At 66.1% G+C, this 15,196-nt stretch carries 14 protein-coding genes and 1 pseudogene; 6 read left to right on the plus strand and 9 right to left on the minus strand.

Annotation, left to right across the window (positions count from 1 at the left end):
- The first annotated feature begins 777 nt into the window (after positions 1 to 777).
- The gene (locus Raf01_RS46850; RefSeq protein ID WP_203924660.1) at positions 778 to 933 is read left to right on the plus strand and encodes a hypothetical protein; all 156 of its coding nucleotides are present in this window, start codon (positions 778 to 780) and stop codon (positions 931 to 933) included.
- A 2,806-nt stretch (positions 934 to 3,739) separates the two neighbouring features.
- Positions 3,740 to 4,512, plus strand: a pseudogene (locus tag Raf01_RS46860) (transposase); the annotation flags it as partial.
- Positions 4,513 to 4,593: 81 nt separating this feature from the next.
- Here Raf01_RS46860 and Raf01_RS46865 read toward each other — a convergent pair.
- The 5 genes from Raf01_RS46865 to Raf01_RS46885 all read right to left on the minus strand — a co-directional run bounded on the left by Raf01_RS46865 (position 4,594) and on the right by Raf01_RS46885 (position 9,306).
- Positions 4,594 to 5,487, minus strand: coding sequence for an IS5 family transposase (locus Raf01_RS46865; protein ID WP_203924662.1), 894 nt, complete (start codon positions 5,485 to 5,487; stop codon positions 4,594 to 4,596).
- A 119-nt stretch (positions 5,488 to 5,606) separates the two neighbouring features.
- Positions 5,607 to 6,563, minus strand: coding sequence for a sulfotransferase family protein (locus Raf01_RS46870; protein WP_239134540.1), 957 nt, complete (start codon positions 6,561 to 6,563; stop codon positions 5,607 to 5,609).
- A gap of 721 nt (positions 6,564 to 7,284) precedes the next feature.
- Positions 7,285 to 7,764: a GNAT family N-acetyltransferase gene (locus tag Raf01_RS46875; RefSeq protein WP_203924663.1), complete on the minus strand. Its 480-nt coding sequence runs from the start codon at positions 7,762 to 7,764 to the stop codon at positions 7,285 to 7,287.
- A gap of 5 nt (positions 7,765 to 7,769) precedes the next feature.
- Positions 7,770 to 8,384: a hypothetical protein gene (locus Raf01_RS46880; protein WP_203924664.1), complete on the minus strand. Its 615-nt coding sequence runs from the start codon at positions 8,382 to 8,384 to the stop codon at positions 7,770 to 7,772.
- Between the two features lie 463 nt (positions 8,385 to 8,847).
- A complete protein-coding gene (locus tag Raf01_RS46885; RefSeq protein ID WP_203924665.1) occupies positions 8,848 to 9,306 on the minus strand; it encodes a winged helix-turn-helix transcriptional regulator in 459 nt (152 codons plus the stop codon).
- A 16-nt stretch (positions 9,307 to 9,322) separates the two neighbouring features.
- Between Raf01_RS46885 and Raf01_RS46890 the strand changes: the two genes are divergently transcribed.
- From Raf01_RS46890 to Raf01_RS46905, 4 genes are all read left to right on the plus strand, one after another.
- Entirely contained in the window at positions 9,323 to 10,594 is a 1,272-nt protein-coding gene (locus Raf01_RS46890; protein WP_239134541.1) for an MFS transporter, read from the plus strand.
- A 267-nt stretch (positions 10,595 to 10,861) separates the two neighbouring features.
- Positions 10,862 to 11,527, plus strand: a complete 666-nt coding sequence (locus Raf01_RS46895) for a hypothetical protein (RefSeq protein WP_203924666.1) — start codon at positions 10,862 to 10,864, stop codon at positions 11,525 to 11,527.
- Positions 11,528 to 11,603: 76 nt separating this feature from the next.
- Complete coding sequence (locus Raf01_RS46900; protein ID WP_203924683.1) at positions 11,604 to 11,852, plus strand: hypothetical protein; 249 nt, start codon at positions 11,604 to 11,606, stop codon at positions 11,850 to 11,852.
- Between the two features lie 574 nt (positions 11,853 to 12,426).
- Positions 12,427 to 12,789 (plus strand): GntR family transcriptional regulator, encoded by a 363-nt coding sequence (locus tag Raf01_RS46905; RefSeq protein ID WP_203924667.1) that lies wholly within the window; start codon positions 12,427 to 12,429, stop codon positions 12,787 to 12,789.
- Here the strand turns inward: Raf01_RS46905 and Raf01_RS46910 are convergent.
- From Raf01_RS46910 to Raf01_RS46925, 4 genes are all read right to left on the minus strand, one after another.
- Positions 12,721 to 13,131, minus strand: a complete 411-nt coding sequence (locus Raf01_RS46910; RefSeq protein WP_203924668.1) for a hypothetical protein — start codon at positions 13,129 to 13,131, stop codon at positions 12,721 to 12,723. The genes Raf01_RS46905 and Raf01_RS46910 overlap by 69 nt on opposite strands.
- Positions 13,132 to 13,196: 65 nt before the next feature.
- Entirely contained in the window at positions 13,197 to 13,502 is a 306-nt protein-coding gene (locus Raf01_RS46915) for a hypothetical protein (RefSeq protein WP_203924669.1), read from the minus strand.
- Positions 13,499 to 14,020 carry a helix-turn-helix transcriptional regulator gene (locus Raf01_RS46920; protein ID WP_203924670.1) on the minus strand — a complete coding sequence of 174 codons (522 nt, stop codon included), beginning with the start codon at positions 14,018 to 14,020 and terminating at the stop codon, positions 13,499 to 13,501. The genes Raf01_RS46915 and Raf01_RS46920 overlap by 4 nt, the downstream gene beginning before the upstream one ends.
- A gap of 470 nt (positions 14,021 to 14,490) precedes the next feature.
- Positions 14,491 to 15,195 carry a class I SAM-dependent methyltransferase gene (locus tag Raf01_RS46925; protein WP_203924671.1) on the minus strand — a complete coding sequence of 235 codons (705 nt, stop codon included), beginning with the start codon at positions 15,193 to 15,195 and terminating at the stop codon, positions 14,491 to 14,493.
- Position 15,196: the final 1 nt, after the last annotated feature.

A 15,196-nucleotide genomic window follows, 5' to 3' on the forward strand; every position in this document is an offset into this window, starting at 1 on the left:
CCGCCTCGCAGGTCTGGCGGATCTGCCAAGCGTTGGACTTGAAGCCGTGGCAGTACGAGTCGTGGATGACCAGCCACGACCCGGACTTCTGGGCCAAGGCCGGTGACGTGTGCGGCCTGTACATCGACCCGCCGGTCAACGCCGTGGTGTGGTCGGTGGACGAGAAGACCGGCATGCAGGCCAAATCTCGGGTCAACCCGACCAGGCCCGCCCAACCCGCCACGCCCACCCGGCCGGGACGCCGCGTTCGGCGCACTGGGCTTGGCGGGCCCGCACCGCAAAACTGGCCAAACACGTCAGCCGCGAGCAGTTCCAACTGTTCCTCGATCGGCTGCGGCTCGCCGACGACTGTCTTCAGGACGTCGCGCGGCGCGATCCGGACAACAACGCCGCCTGGTCCGGGCTGATCACATTGGCCATGGTCCTACAACTGGGCGTTGATGAGGCAAGGCGCCGGTTCGATCGCGTTGTCGCCGTACACCCGACTCACGTCAAGGCCCACCGGCAGTTGCTCCAGCATCTGTGCGAAAAGTGGAGCGGCTCCCACGAAATGACGCACGAGTTCGCTCAGCGCTCCCTGGCCGACGCGCCAGCGGGCAGCGCATGTGGGACTCCTCATCCCGTGTGCCCATCTCGAGCAGTGGGTCGCCACTCAAAACCACGGCTACCTCAGATCACGTCAAGTACTCGACGACCTGCACGGCGGCACACCGGTCGGTCCGGCACCCGGACTACCGGTAGTCGAAGAGTTGGCCTCATTACAACAACCCGTTCGCCATGGCCTTCTCCCTGGCCAGCGACCAAGCGGCCGCCGCCGAACAGTTCCGCATCATCGGCGACTTGGTCACCCGCCATCCCTGGGCCTACTACAGCAACGACCCGATCGACGCGTTCGCCGCACGCCGAGACAGGGCATATGCCTCCACCCAATGAGTCGCGCCGCCAGCTGTCATCTTGGCTACGGCGCCTCGATCGGCTGCACAGCGCTTCTCGCGACAGGAAGAGGTCAAAATCCTGCTCCCAGTTTGCTCCCACCCGTAACCAGCAACGACTCCACCGCACCTTTCATCGACCTCGATCAACAGTCATCTGGCCTCGAACGAGGCGAAGCCGTTCAGCGCCGTTCGCGGACGTTGAGCGCAGTTGTGTCGGCGAACGTCCGGCAAGCCCGTGACCAGCAACGATACGAGGCGTCCCAGGGTTGGGGCCGAGCGTTCACAGCCGATGCCAGCCGTTCGCCGCCGTTCAACGCCGTTGGAAGCGACCCTGTGCTCCCAATCTGCTCCCCGCCGACGGTCGGCTTGATGCGGCAGGCGCGGGTGACACTGTCCCTGAACCGCCCGGGGCGAAATGCAGATCCGAGGTCCACCGGCGCTACTCACGGCGGCAACGTCTTGACGCAGCCCGATAGCGTCTGGCTGGGTTCATCTGTGAACTGTCCCGCACGGGGTTTGATGGAGACATCGAAACCTGGGAGGAATACCGGTAATGCCCGCACCGACGATGTACCCCGATGAGTTGCGTGAGCGTGTGACCCGGCTGGCGGTCGAGGCCCGCCGGGATCCGGCCAGCGCGGCCGGAGCGATCCAGCGGATCGCTGACCAGCTCGGAACTCATCCGGAGGCGTTGCGCACATGGGTGAAGCGGGCCGAGACCGATGCCATCGCGAGCGGCCGCCGGGGCCTATTCGTATTGGACCAGGTCGACGCGCTGTCAAGCCGGCCATCCACTCAGCGTTTCGCCGGTTACGAACTGGTGGACCTCGAACGCCGAGTACTGCCGGGCCCAGCCGCGCGCTGTGGACGCGGTGCCACGGCCGGCCGAGCCAGGTCCGTAGGTACAGGGCGGCCTCCTCGGCGGTGAGCAGGGGCGGCGCAGTAAATTGACGAACGGTCATGGGCGCATGCTAGTGCTCTGACCACAAACTGCAATGTCGTCCAGGAATCTGGGAACAGCCAGTGATCGGACGCCCATCAATCCCGGATATATTCGAATTGACAATCACGAACATAAATCACTCACGCCTCCGCATTCACATACTTGATTTGCTGGTGTCACCACACCTATATTAACAGATGATGAACTTTAGATGTCGCGAGCATGAATTTCATGCATATACTGCGTCGATGGCATGATGTCGGTCGCAGGATGACGACGCCCACGACCCACGGTCACTTTAAGCAATCTTGAAGCGACTCGGAGTTAATGGCACGATCAGCTGGAGCGAGCGCCACGGCCGGAACGTTCGATTCGACAATCCCCGAGACGACCAAACGAATGGGGAAATGATGTTGCGCAGAAGCGTCGTCCTCCTGGTTGCCGTGGCACTGTTCGGTCTGGCGTCCGCACCTGCCTCCGCTGCAACTAATACGGGAACCAACCCGGCGGGCGCCAAAACGTCCGCAACTACCCCGTCCGCAAAAGCACTATCCATCTTCGGCCCAATGCAGAACTTTCCGGTGTTGGACGGCACCGGAATTCACACCTGCCCCAGCAACACATGCACCGCGCTAACCGTCATGAACCCCGGGTATAATGAATACGTCCTGGACCTGTGTTACGTGAACGGACAGCTACTCGGCGGCTCAACGTTCTGGGATCTGGTTGTCCAGATCGACCCGCAGTCACTCTGGGTCGGATGGACGAATGAGCACTGGCTTTACAGTGGAGATCAGAGCGCGCAGTGTGACACCGCCAACAACCCTTATCTCAAGAACGTCAGCGGGTCACCATCAGGGGGTGCCGGAATGCACCCGTGCCCAAGCAGCTCTGCGTGTGCGGCACTCGCACTGATCGGCAGCGACAAGGTGACCGCCTTCTGTGTGGCAAACGGGGAGTGGTTGGGCGGTTCCGACGGGTGGAGTGTCGTTTACGATCCCGCCAAAGGCGTTGCCGGCTGGACGAATATCAACTGGCTAAGTGACTTCTCATCCCAGCGATGCGTATCTAGCTAAGCGACTTCTCATCCCAGCGATGCGTAAATTGATCGCTTACTGAATGCTGAGTCGAGCGGAGCCGGCTCGCGCCAAGGGAATTTCGGCTATCGGCCGGGCCTCCTGTTCGGGAGGCTCGGCCGATAGCTATGAGCGTTCAACTACCAATCCCCGTTCCATACGAGGCCACCCAACAGTAGGCGGGACAATTTCACGTTGAATCAAGCAAAGCATTCGCACGCCAGACCGCGTTGCCTGCCACGGGATCGACCTGGCCGATGATTCCTCGCGCCCAGTACTCGATTTCACTCGACCGCACGGTTCCTCCATCCGTCGAGAGGCAATGCGAATAGTGCTGGACGTGATCGCCGATCCCCGTCCAGTGAGGGACGGGATCCATGACTCGGTCAGGCAGCGTTCCCCCACCGCCACGCCGCGCCCCGCCTCAATCAGCAGGATCACCCGGAACGCCTGCGGTTCGCAGGACCTCGGCAGGAACCGCGCCGTACCGCTCAATGATCATCGAGGCGAATTCCCGGAGATCCTGGACTCGCTGTCCCGACGGCTGCATGACCGCCCACAGCTCCAGGTTCTCCGCCGGTTGTCCGTCTTCACTCCGTTGCGGTGGTGGACGTTCTCCTGCGGCTCCAGGGGCCGGCCGAGCATCTCTGCCATCACTAGCCGGTGCTCCATCACATACTTGCCCGGCAGTACGCGGACGACGCGGTAGCCGTCGCCGTTGATCAGCACCGGCTTCGGGGGTTGCCGAACGCCGCGTCGCCGCCCCGCCTCCAACGGTTGTAACGCTGGTCTGCCGGGCTTATCGGGAACAGATTCCGTCACCGGGTCGACCGACGGTGGCGTGGCGTGAGGATCGGGTCAAGTTCTGGGCGGCGATCCGTCGTGGTGTGATGACCGAGGCCGCGGCGGCGGGCGTGTCGTCACCGGTGGGGTTTCGGTGGTTCCGGCACGCTGGCGGCGTGAATCCTGGACTTCCTGCGACGGTGTCGGGCCGGTATCTGTCGTTCAGCGAACGTGAAGACATCGCGCTGGCGCGGGCGCAGGGCATGGGTGTGCGCGAGATCGCGCGGCAGCTCGGCCGGGACCCGTCAACGGTCTCGCGGGAGTTGCGGCGCAACGCCTCGACTTGCACGTATTCGTTGGACTACAAGGCTTCCACGACCCAGTGGCATGCCGAGCGCCGGGCGCGCCGGCCCAAGACCGCGAAGCTGCTGACCAACGATCGGCTCCACGAGTATGTCCAGGACCGGCTCGCCGGCGAGATCCGCACGGCAGACGGACGCCCGATCGCGGGACCGCAGGGCCCGCATTGGAAGGGTCGTAACAAGCCACACCGCGGCGACCGGGCCTGGACTATGGGGTGGAGCCCAGAGCAGATCTCGCGAAGGTTGCCGGCGGAGTTCCCGGATGATGAGTCTCCATGCGCATCAGTCACGAGGCGATCTACCAGGCGCTCTATGTCCAGAGCCGCGGCGCTCTCAAGCGTGAACTGGTTGCGTCCTTGCCGACTGGCCGCGCGCTTCGTGTTCCCCGGGCGAGGGCCAAGCAACGCGCGTGGGGGCCGGGTGGGTTTCGCGCAGGTGGCGTTCGGTGTCGATGCGGAGTGGACCGACCGGATTACGGTGCGTCTCGAAGTCGGTTACAGCCATTCGTTGATCGCGGTGATGTGAACGGTGGCTTCGTAGCGTACGGCGAGCTTGTCGTACCTGGTGGCCAGGGCGCGGTGACGCTTGAGCCGGTTGATGCCGCACTCGACCGCGTGCCGTTGCCGGTAGATGTCGGGATCGAAGCCTGGGGGTCGGCCGCCTCGGGATCCCTTCGCCAGACGGTGAGCATCCTGATCAGCCTTGGACGGGATGGTGGCTTTGATCCCACGGCGGCGCAGGTACCGGCGGTTGGCCCTGGACGTGTACGCCCTATCTGCCAATACCCGATCCGGGCGGGTACGCGGCCGGCCACCGTCCAGGCGCGGCACACGAATACCCTCCAACACGGCGGTGAACCGCGGACTGTCACCGCGTTGCCCCGCGGTCAGCGGCATCGACAACGGCTTTTGGCCCTGCTCGCAGGCCAGGTGCAGCTTGGTGGTCATCCCGCCGCGGGAGCGACCCAACGCGTGATCGGCTGGCTCCACGCTCAAGCCACCTGGGCGTTCTCGCTGGCGGTCGGGATCCCGCCGCGCGCCGGCGGCGTGCTGGTGCGCACGGGCGATGGTGGAGTCCACGCGCACGTCCCAGGTGATCAGCCCAGCCGCGTCCGCGCGGGCCTGCAACCCGGTGACGATCCGCGCCCAGACACCGGCACGCTGCCAGCGTCGGAACAGGCTGTAGATCGCCTGCCAGGAGCCATAGCAGTCTGGTACGTCTCGCCAGGGCGCGCCGACGCGTACCCGCCACCGGATCCCGTCGATGAGCTGCCGTTTGGTCCATGCCGACGGTCGACCCGACTTCTTCGGCTGGGGTAGCAGCGGTTCCAACCTGGCCCACTGAGCGTCGGTCAGGTCGAACCGCCTCGTCACCGCTACGGTGTTCACGAGGTCTCCGGTATGAGGGTTTTGCTTGGTCGCTAAACCATTTACCGGAGACCTCGCCGCGTATCGATCACCGACACACCGGCGGCATCATCAACCCAGGCCAGACCCAGCCAGAGGCGTCACTCATATCCCATGGCCGGGATGATTTCGCCGAGCGCTTCTTCGACGTACTCGCGGGTTTCGTCGTCGAACTGGTCGTTGCGGTGCGCCAGCTTGTGCGACTGGAACGTCGAGGGGGTGGCGAAGTCGTCGACATCGAGTCGTTCGAACAGGGCGCGGCGCTGCCCAGGCCAGTCGGCCGCCAGCTCTTCCGCCTTCACCTCGATGTATCGCCTGCCCGTCAGGTCGGCCGTGTTCCTCCAGGCGAGCCATCGGTGGTAGACCGGCTTGAGGTAGGCGAGCGCGCCGTCGACGGTGGGCGGTGCCCATGGCTGGGCCAGGTGGGATGCGAGCACGGAGACCGGGTGGCGCTTGATGTGAACGATGGCCGCTTCGGGGACGAGTTCCCAGAGGAAGTCCATGCACAGCAGGTTGAACGGTGTCTTCTCGCACCAGGTCGGCTTGTCCGCGTCGGCGGCCGCTCCGCCGAACGTCGTGTCGACCAGGCCACGGAGGATCCCGAGCAGTTCGCGCCGATCGTCGAAGTACCTCGGCACCACCCGCCTGCGGCTCGACGGCTCGAACGGCCCGGCGGGCCGGTCGGCGTTCCCGAATCCTTCCGCGGGCGCGGGCTCGTCGAATGTGTACGCGATCAACTGCGGCCAGAGCTGTTGCACCGCGTCCCGGTAGCGGCCCTCGCCGACAAGCTCGGGAACGGTCTTGCCGCGATCGTCGCGCCGGCCAGGTAGGCGTACGGTGAGGAAGTCACTCAGCCGCTGCAGGGCGTCCTCGCCGACGGTGGGGTCGTACCGATCGGTGAGCGCGTCGACCAGGTCCCGCAGGCCACCCGGGTCGATGAGGAACTTGGTCTCCATCGGAATCCGGTGGATCAGCGGATGCTCGCCGATGATGTCGGCGATCCGTGACGTTCCCGAACGACCCGTACCCCCGACGAAGACTGGTGAGGGGGAAGCCATGATGAGCAGTCAAGCTCTCGGTCCGGCGCGGGCGCAAGCCATTTATCCCGCTCACTCAGTGCCGCGGACCGCGACCGACTCGCCGACCAACCGTCAGGGACTTTGAGACACGCGGTAGCCGGTACGAGCGGATCGCGGAGGTACGCGTCGCCGAGTTCGGCGCGCACGCGGACGATCAGATTCTGAATCTCGGCTAGCTAGGCACCGAACATTGCCTGACGCGGCACTAGGTCCACCAGTCGGAGCAGGCGACCGCAGAGATCGTCGGACGCGTAGCCGACAGGAACGTGAGTTATCCACAGGTGTGCCCCGGGTTATCCACAGGTTGGGAGCGGGGCTGGACAGCGAGGCGAGCGACCGGAACGGTGGGAGCTGTCGTCGGCGCGGTCACTCCACACCCGGCCGGCCACGCCTACGGGAGGTGGGGCCGGGCTTGCGCAGCAGAGCCACCGACGTCCGTCGCCCGGCCCATCCTAGGCACTGATCCGGACCCGGCGTCCCACCGTCGCGCATGCACCGGGCGTCGCCGAGCCTCGGCTCCACTTGGCCGCTCGGACTCACGACGCTGTGCGCGCTTCGCCATTGCTCGCTGACACGGTTGCTCGACCATCGGCTAGCCTTTCCAGACCCTGATCCAAGTAGCTTCAATACGGCGATGTCGCAATGCACCGACGCTCCAGGGTATTCCGGTTCAGGGGCTCGACGGGGCCGAGGCTGTTTCCTACGGATTCAGCAGGAACCAGTAGTTGACCGTGGGACCATGTGCGGCTAGGCCGCCGCCCAACGAGTCGTACAACGCCCGGGCGGGGGCGTTCGTCTCGCGCGTCGTCAAGAACATCCTGGTAGCGCCGGCCTGCGCGCCAGCTCTCATGAAAGCCCACAAAAGTGCCCGGCCGATGCCTCGCCGACGGTGATCCTCCGCTACCTCCAGTTGGTGAAGGTAGAGCATCGACGAGGAGTCAGGCCGGATCAGGTGATAACCCCAGCACCATCCGAAGATTCTGTCACGGTCGGAGGCGACGAAGGCAAGAGCGCCGGTGCTCTCCAGGTACGCTTGGCCGCCGCCGTTCGTCGCTCCGAACGTGCGTGCAGCCCGCTCGAAGAGCTGAACGTCGGTCGCCACTACTCGGCTGATCACACGGCCATTCTGCCGCGCAGGGTCCACCCCCGGCGCACCGATTTGCCGCGATTTGCTCGCCACTGGCCTCACGATGGGCCGGGCTGGCTGGTGCGTAAGCGCTCGATCTCTTCCGGTGTCATGGTTGCGGCATCCCGGGCGGCTTGCTCCAGCTTTGCGTACCGGTCGCTTTGAACGGGAATGCCTTCGGCCTCAAGGGCCGCCTTCGCTGAGTCGACGAATCGCTGGAGCAGCCGCACCTCGGGTGATCGGGGGTCAGCAAACACCGTCGGCGCGGGATCCGGACCAGCGTGAGTCGACGGTGTGGGCCCGATCTGCTGGTACGTCAGCGGGTGTGCGAGGAACTGTGCCATGACCATGCTGTGGTCGAAGATTTCGGACTCGACGAACGATAGGACGTGGCACAGCGAGTGCGGATTGCGGGGCAGCCTGACTGTCTCGCGTACCTGCTCCCACTGGCGCCCGACATCCTGAACCTCAGCCCATACCGGTAGGACGCTCTCGAGGCCGAGCAGTTCTATCGTGCGTCGGGCCAAGGCTCGCACATCTTCTGGAAGGACGTCGTGGTGGTGGGCTAGCAGATCGGTGAGTATTCGGTTCAGATGCCGGCGGTACAGCGGGTACGGCATCGACCGCAGGTACAGCTCCAGGTCACACGCCAGATCGATGAGCAGCTTCGGCATGGTCAGCGCTCCTCATCAGAGTAGCTTGCTGGCGGGGTGCAGCGCGCTGGCCGCAGCCTGTGTGCTCGCAGCGTACCGGCCCGCCCCGACATGAGTCCGCGTCAGCGTCAGCACGGCGCTTCAGTTCGCAAGACCGAGCGGGACATTCTCCGTTAGTTACTCGGCGAGGGCGAGATCGGCACAGCGTCCTCCGAGATCGACTTGAAGATCCTCGATACTTGTGGCCCTCGTGTGACTCTTCGAGGTAGAGGGCGCCCATGTGGGACTCGAGGTAGACGACGTCGGGGTCGCCTGCCGGGAGCGATATACGCGAGCCTCGCGGCTTGTGACATCCGCCTGGTCAGGTTGGTCGCAGACAGGCCGTCGCCGCCATTACGACACTGCTGGCCGCGGGGGGACGGCCCTCGGTTGACGTGGGCGCATGCGTCCCTACGTCATCGGCGCCAGGATCGGGCCGGCGACATCAGCGGTCCTTCCGCACGGAGGTTGTGTCGACGTCGGCGGGGTTGCCGCTTGAGCTGATCGGCCGAAGCTCCGGAAGCGGGAGACCAAGTTCGTCGACGAGGACGGAGTGGGTCTCATCGGGGGCGAAAGCGTGGCGTTCGCCCCACTGGCGCAGGGCCACGACGACGGTGAACAGGTCGCGCCCGGCGGGGGTGAGTGTGTAGAGCTGCCGCCTACCCGATGGCGCGGCCTGCCGGTCGAGGATGCCTCGCTCGACCAGCCGGCGGAGCCGGTCGGTGAGGATGTTGCGGGCGATGCCGGTGCTCTGCTGGAAGTCGGTGAACGCTCGCGCGCCGTCCATCGCGTCGCGGACGATGAGCAGGCTCCACCGGTCACCGATCAGGTCGAGGGTTCGCGCCACCGGGCAGGCCGGGTCGGTCCAGGTCACCTCCTCGGCACTGATCCCGGTCCGAGTCATCACGCCTCCCAAAGAGTTGCTGTTTGAAACCATTCTGCCTTACCCTTCGATTAGTTGCAATCCGCTACTAACTATGGGAGGGCGGATGGGCCTGACCATCGGCCGAAGGACGTTGTTCGCCGCGGTCTGCGCGGTCGCCGTCGCGAGCATCTACAGCGCGCAGCCGGTTCTCGCCCAGATCGGAAGCGATCTGGACATACCGGATGCTCGCCTGGGATGGATCGTCGCCGCCGGGCAGCTCGGCTATCTGGCAGGGCTGGCCATCCTCGTCCCGTTGGGCGACATGATCGATCGGCGCAAGCTCATGGCCGGGCACCTTCTGCTGACCGCGGTGGGTGCGGTGCTGGCCGCGACAGCCACTCGGACCTGGGTGCTGCTCGTCGGCCTGGTGGTCGCGGGCCTGTTCGCGGTCGTCGTGCAGACGACGGTCGCCTACGCCGCTGCCCTGTCCACGCCAGAAGAACGCGGCCGCAACCTCGGCGTGGTGACCTCCGGCGTCGTCATCGGCATCCTCGGCGCACGTGTTGCGGCCGGCGCGCTGGCCGCGGTGTGGGGCTGGCGCAGCGTGTACGTCGCGCTCGCCGTGCTCCTGGTGACGCTGGCGTGCCTCGTGCTGAGAATCCTGCCGCCGGACACGCGCGCCGACCACGCCATGTATCGACAGGTGTTGACGTCGCTGAGTGCACTGTTCCGCGAGCCCCTGTTCATCTCGCGCGGGCTGATCGCGTTCTTCCTGTTCGCCTGCTTCGGCACGCTGTGGAGCGGTCTCGCGCTGCCGCTCGCGGCCGCCCCGTGGCATCTGAACACGGCGCAGATCGGCCTGTTCGGCCTCGCCGGCTTGGCTGGCGCCCTCAGCGCCGCCCGGGCGGGACGCTGGGCCGACGCCGGACGCGCGAGCGCCGTCACCGGCGGAGCACTCGGCCTCCTCGCCGCCTCATGGCTGGCCATCGGGCAAGCGTCGTGGTCGCTGTGGCTCGTCGTCATCGGCGTGGTCGTGCTCGATTTCGCCGTCCAAGCCGTACACGTGAGCAACCAGCACCTGCTCACCATGACCCACCCGGGCCGCACCAGCAGCGTCATCGGCGGCTACATGATCTTCTACTCCCTCGGCTCCGCCCTCGGCGCCACCACCACGACCACCGTGTTCACCGACGCCGAATGGACCGGCTCCAGCATCCTCGGCGCAGCCTTCGCCGCCTGCGCATTCGCGGTCTGGACAGCAAGCCCCCGCGTGGCGATCAATCCCTACCTGGCTCCGAACCAGCCACAGAAAGCGAGCCAGCCATGACCTCCCGGACTCGATACTTGCGGGCACCTCCCCGGTTCCGATGGGTCTGACGTTCTGGAACTGGCCACCGCTGCGCCACGACTTCGTCGCCGGCATTGGCCGCCGGCTAGGCCACCGGGTGCGGCTCGTCGCCGGCAAGCTTTGAGCGGCAGCCAGCAGCATGGGCCTGACCGTCCAACCTGAGGCCGACGGGTAACGCTGCCCGAATCGACGCGGCAACGCGATCGAAGTCGAGTCGAAGCTCGACCCGCCCGGCGACGACGACCTATGGTCGGACCGACCGAGGAGGTCGACGACCTGCTGCACAGCGATCCGCAGGATCAGTCCTGCCGGCCACGGACGGCAACGGTTGACGAGCCGACCAACGACGCTGCCGCCACGGCCAGCTCGACAAGCAGCGAGGTATCGGGGCCCCAAGTCGCCGATGTCACCGCCACGGGCGAGCATGCGCCGCCGAGCGGACCGGATGTCTTCGAGATCCCGAAGGACCGGCGTGGTTGGTTCGCCCGCCTGCTTACCAGAGCGATAGGGGCGACGGCGCTGTTGTTCGCCGGCGACAACGCCACCGCACGCGCGTACGCCACGCCACGCCAGCGCGGCGAGGACGTATCGACACTCGAACCAGCACTGGTCGAACTGGACCCGCCCTGGGCGGTCAGCATCGCGGCCCCGCTGCGCCCGCCCAATGGGCTCGAACTCGAAGGCACTCGCTACAGGACACCGTTACCGGACGGAAGGGTCCTCGAAGTCTTCCGGGGTGTCGAACGACGGCTCTACCGGTTGCTGGCCAACGGTGACATCGGTCCGTACGTGCGAGCAGCGCCGCGCACGTACCGGCAGTGGTCGCGCCGGCCGCGCGTAGACGACGCCGTCGTCTCTCTGGGGCGCGACGGCACGGCTCTGGTCATCCAAATCAGCAACGGACGCCGCTAGGCAGACTCCACGAAGCGGCGGGTCGGGGCGCGGCGTGTCACACCTCAGCCGCTTGACCAGTTCGAACGTCCGTACGATGCTGTTCGCCGTGGAACGACGGCGGCAGCACTGGTGGAACGGCAAATGGGGGCGAATCGCCCGCCGGGACGTCATCCTGACTCAGGACGACGTCACCGGGCACTTCTGGGTCGAGGCCCGTGAAGGCGGGGCCGAAGGCAGCCGCATGCGCCAGGAGTACGACTGCGAGCCCGACGCCCTGCGCTATATCGCCAGGCTCACCGCCGACAACCCCGTCGACCGGTGGCGACGGATGCCCGGCGAGTGAGTGATGCCGCTCGAACGGCGACTGCTTAGCGAGGGAGCCTTTCTGATCACCAGCAGGCACGCCCAGCTCGCGGGCTACCTGCTGCGACGCCGCCGCGTCGAAGCCGCCTGGGTCCGCGTCTGGCGAGGCTGAGCTACCCGACGTCTCGAAAACCGCCGGCACGTCTTGAGGCCGTGGGATCATGGCGATCTTCGTCTGCGGTGGCGCTGGAAAGACGGTCTGTTGCCTGCACGGCAGGCTAAGCGCGCTCGCGATAGGGCGGCTTCCTGAACAAGTCGGTCAAGCTCGTCGCCTTGGGGTGGGGTGCTCGATCTGGCCGGCAACGGGCCGGCACCCGCCTCGCGGCGTGAGGCCGGCATCGATCAGCGAGCGCCGCACCCTGTGCTGGGTGATTCTGGTCGCGTTGGAGATGGTCTTGATGCTCTCCTGGTTGCGGTACGGAGTCACGATCTCCTGCGTCCGGCCTGCAACTGCGTCTCCCTGTGCTTGGTCACGGCGCGGCCCGTTGACTGCGAGTGCCAACGGGCCGAACCATAGTACCTACGTAGATACTAGTCAATGTACGATGCCGGCCATGACCAATCGTCAGAGCAGCTGGCTCAAACTGGCCGACGAGATCTCCGAGAAGATCCGCACCGGACAACTCAAACCTGGCGATCAACTACCCACCGAGACCGCACTCCAAGACTTGACAGGAAAGAGTCGGACAACGGTCCGCCAGGCAATTGCTGAGCTTCGCAGCCGGGGGCAGATCAAGACCGTCCGCAAGGACGGCAGTTTCGTCCTCGGCGCCGGTGGCCCGTTTCAGCTTCGTCCCGGGGAGTCGGTGACCTCGTCCACCGCACTGACCGTTACTGGCGCTGACGGATCAACCCGTACGTTGGCCGCGGGTACCCGCATCGTCGTTGACTCCGCCGGCTCCGCCTCTGGCGGGTAGGCCGGCGATGTGCGTGTACCAGACGGCTTCGTAGTAGTTGTGTTCGTTGAACGGTTCGGAGTCGTCCGGGCAGAACTCAAGGCGGTACACGTCGCTGTCCTCCCCGCTGCCTGGCGCCCACTCGACCTGGTCGGCGTACCGGTTCCAATATCCGTCAGGGCCGTCGAGCTGCATGGAGGCGTCCTGGTCGCGCTGTTGCCACCCGCGTACGACGTTCTCGACTACCCGGTCGACCAACGCGTCGTCGTCCACGTAGGGGGTGACGTCTCGGTACACGAGCCGGGTGACAACCAGTCGCAGGCTCAGGTTGTCGAGTTGGCCTTCCAGGTCAGTCGCGGTCACGGGCATTCTCAGTGTCCTTCCGGGTGTCGTCGTTCGGTGGCAGAGGCCGACCCCGCCGTCATCGGTTAGTCGAGGGTGGGGCCGGACCTCCTTTCCACTGGCCGATCACCAGACGCCTCCGGTGCGACGCGGCTGAGGACGTCGATATCGACCAGCTCCTGCCACCGCTGCACAGGGTGACCGTCGGCGAGTTCGAACCCTTCGACCCACACGAGGCCGTACTCCGTGTCGTGCGGGCAGATCAGGTCGTCTCGGACCCGGGTCACCTGCATACGCAGCGGTGCGTCCTTGTACCAGACACGGTCCCCGGCCGGTAGGTCGATGATCGTGCCCTCCCGAACCTTGGGGATGAGTCTGGCGTTGGTGTTCAAGGCGTCGGCTGCTGCGCGGGTAGGCGAGCGGAGGTGAAGCCGTCTACGACGTCAGCTCGTGTAGACGCCTGGGCGCGGAAAGGCGCAGGGCCGGGCAGAATGCCCATCTGGTACGCCAGGGAGACCGCGTGGGCCGCGTTGACAGCCCGCAGAGCGCGGTAGATCTTGCGCCGGTCGGTGCCGACGGCCGCACGGGTCAGGCCCAGGACGGTCGCGATGCTGGTGTCGGTAGCACCGTCGGCGACCAGGCGCAGAACCGCGAGGTGACGTTCGCTCAGCTGCCTCCTACGCCCAGCATGCTGTGGCGGTGGTTGGCTCAGCGGCCGCTGCAGCACCGCGGCCGCGGTCGGCAGGCGGCGGGGTTGCGGCCCAGCGGCCGGGCGTAACCGCTCCCCGGCTTCGATCAGAACAGTGCGCACCTTGTACGCCGATGCCCCGATCCCCTGCGCGATGCTGCGAATCGACTCCCCACCCCGGTACCGGTTCACAACCTCGGCATCCGGCAGCTGGCCTCGCATCGGATCCCCTCTCCCACAGCGTGCCGGGGAGCAGGCCCCGCCTCCGTTCCCGAAGGAGACGGGGCCCGCCTCTTTTCACTGGTCGACCGGACACCCCTCCCCGGGGTACGTGCGAGCACGTCGAGGTCGACCAGCTCCTGTAGCCGTCGCAACGGCTGCCGATGGTCGTCGAGCCCTCGAGCCACCGCTGGCGGTCACCGTTGTGGTGCGACACCAGGTCCTCACGCACTCGGCTGACCCGCATCAGCGATGGCCTGTTGTCCCATCAGCGGTCCTCGCCAGCCAGGTGGATAACCTGGCCGGGTCGAACCAGCACCGCCACAGCGGCCATCGCGAATCTCCTAGCCCGGCTGGCTACCTGATTTCCTGCGCCTGTGGGCGGCGTGCGCGGACGCTGACCACGACGTGTCCGTTGACCGTGACCCGCGGGTCCTGCAGCAGCTCACCGACACGGTGCAGGTCATCGGTCTTCACGCCCTCAGCGACCAGGTCATCGAACAGCTGCCCCATCGCGGCCCGCAGCATCCGACACCTGGGCCACCGCCCTGCCACAGGCCCGAGGATTCCTGCACGTCAACGTCGATCAGACCCCGGCGTTTGAACACTTCCCCAGCACGCACCGACCAGTACCGGTCGTTGCCGTGCTTGGCCAACACCCCCAGGTAGGCGGATTCGAACCGCAGCAGTACTTGCGCGTCCTCGTCACTGGGCGCCTGTTCCACAAACTGCTGCGGCGCCCTGGGGAGGAAGTCCTCGGTGAGGATGACACCGCCGGGCCGGGTCGAGGCGATGATGTTGTCCACCGCCGCTAACCGCTCGGGTAGATGATTGAGGACAAACCGGCAGACGACCAGATCATGACCTGGTTCAGGCAACGGACTGTGCATGATGTCGTGGCGGATGGCCAGCAGCTGCGGATGGGCAGGGATCCGATCGGGGTTGATGTCGGTCGCCAGGACCTGCCCGGTCGAGCCGACTTGCCCGGCCAGCCACACAGCCATTCCTCCCGCCCCGGCACCGATGTCCGCGCACACCGCACCCCGCAGATCGGACACCTCGCTGATCCGGGCCTGGCTACCGGCGTCGCGCAGATCGGACAGGGCACTGTGGTGCGCCTGGGCATGGGTGCTGCTGTTGTCGAACGCGTACGGGCTTTCCGACGTGGGAACGTGCATG

Source organism: Rugosimonospora africana (genome assembly GCF_016862975.1).
GTDB classification, from domain to species: domain Bacteria; phylum Actinomycetota; class Actinomycetes; order Mycobacteriales; family Micromonosporaceae; genus Rugosimonospora; species Rugosimonospora africana.

Bases quoted from the DNA above. Each gene is read 5' to 3' on its own strand.
- Raf01_RS46850 (WP_203924660.1), top strand. From the start codon at position 778: ATGGCCTTCTCCCTGGCCAGCGACCAAGCGGCCGCCGCCGAACAGTTC.
- Raf01_RS46870 (WP_239134540.1), bottom strand. From the start codon at position 6,563: ATGGCTTCCCCCTCACCAGTCTTCGTCGGGGGTACGGGTCGTTCGGGA.
- Raf01_RS46880 (WP_203924664.1), bottom strand. From the start codon at position 8,384: ATGCCGAAGCTGCTCATCGATCTGGCGTGTGACCTGGAGCTGTACCTG.
- Raf01_RS46885 (WP_203924665.1), bottom strand. From the start codon at position 9,306: ATGACTCGGACCGGGATCAGTGCCGAGGAGGTGACCTGGACCGACCCG.
- Raf01_RS46895 (WP_203924666.1), top strand. From the start codon at position 10,862: ATGGTCGGACCGACCGAGGAGGTCGACGACCTGCTGCACAGCGATCCG.
- Raf01_RS46900 (WP_203924683.1), top strand. From the start codon at position 11,604: ATGCTGTTCGCCGTGGAACGACGGCGGCAGCACTGGTGGAACGGCAAA.
- Raf01_RS46905 (WP_203924667.1), top strand. From the start codon at position 12,427: ATGACCAATCGTCAGAGCAGCTGGCTCAAACTGGCCGACGAGATCTCC.
- Raf01_RS46920 (WP_203924670.1), bottom strand. From the start codon at position 14,020: ATGCGAGGCCAGCTGCCGGATGCCGAGGTTGTGAACCGGTACCGGGGT.
- Raf01_RS46925 (WP_203924671.1), bottom strand. From the start codon at position 15,195: ATGCACGTTCCCACGTCGGAAAGCCCGTACGCGTTCGACAACAGCAGC.